The organism is Streptomyces sp. NPDC055103, from assembly GCF_053607625.1.
Window position 1 is genome coordinate 1 of the sequence record NZ_JBSGTX010000207.1, and the last position, 1,034, is coordinate 1,034.

2 protein-coding genes are annotated in these 1,034 nt (G+C 43.8%); both read left to right on the forward strand.

All coding sequences use genetic code 11. From position 1 onward, the window contains the following. Positions 1-525: serine O-acetyltransferase EpsC (epsC, locus tag ACWFR1_RS40560; protein ID WP_453561198.1), on the forward strand; the 525-nt coding region annotated here is incomplete at its 5' end. Beyond that, positions 522-1,034: class I tRNA ligase family protein (locus ACWFR1_RS40565; protein ID WP_453561201.1), on the forward strand; the 513-nt coding region annotated here is incomplete at its 3' end. The genes epsC and ACWFR1_RS40565, both read left to right, overlap by 4 nt.

Below are 1,034 nucleotides of genomic sequence, written 5' to 3' on the forward strand. Positions count from 1 at the left end.
GCTTTATATAAACGAAAATTTTATTTCCTTGCACGCCTTATATCTCAAGTAAGCCGATTTTTTACCGGGATAGAAATCCACCCCGGCGCTACAATCGGGAGAAGATTTTTCATAGACCACGGCATGGGGGTTGTCATTGGGGAGACATGTGAAATCGGCAATAACGTAACCGTTTTTCAGGGAGTTACCCTCGGGGGAACGGGGAAAGAAAAGGGAAAAAGGCACCCAACGATTAAAGATGACGCATTGATAGCCACAGGTGCTAAAGTGCTCGGTTCTATTACGGTCGGTGAAGGCTCAAAGATTGGCGCTGGTTCAGTAGTGCTGCATGATGTTCCTGATTTTTCAACAGTTGTCGGTATCCCTGGACGGGTAGTTGTACAAAATGGCAAGAAAGTAAGACGCGATTTAAACCATCAGGATTTGCCCGATCCAGTTGCTGACCGCTTTAAGTCTTTGGAACAGCAGATTTTAGAGCTGAAGGCAGAACTTGAAGACAGAAAAGAAAGGATCAATCAAAAATGACAATCACACTTTATAATACATTGACTAGACAGAAGGAAACATTCATTCCTCTTGAAGAGGGAAAAGTGAAAATGTATGTATGCGGACCCACGGTTTACAATTACATTCATATCGGGAACGCGCGTCCGGCAATCGTTTACGATACGGTTCGAAACTATTTGGAGTATAAAGGCTATGATGTGCAGTATGTCTCTAACTTCACAGATGTAGACGATAAATTAATTAGAGCGGCAAATGAACTCGGTGAGGATGTACCCACCATTTCAGAGCGTTTTATTAAAGCATACTTTGAAGACGTAGGCGCGCTCGGCTGCCGAAAAGCCGACCTTCATCCGCGAGTAATGGAGAACATGGATGCCATTATCGAATTCGTAGATCAGCTCGTGAAAAAGGGCTACGCATATGAATCAGAAGGTGACGTATATTTCAAAACCAGAGCATTTGAAGGGTACGGAAAGCTTTCTCAGCAATCAATCGATGAACTTAGATCAGGTGCACGCATCCGAGTC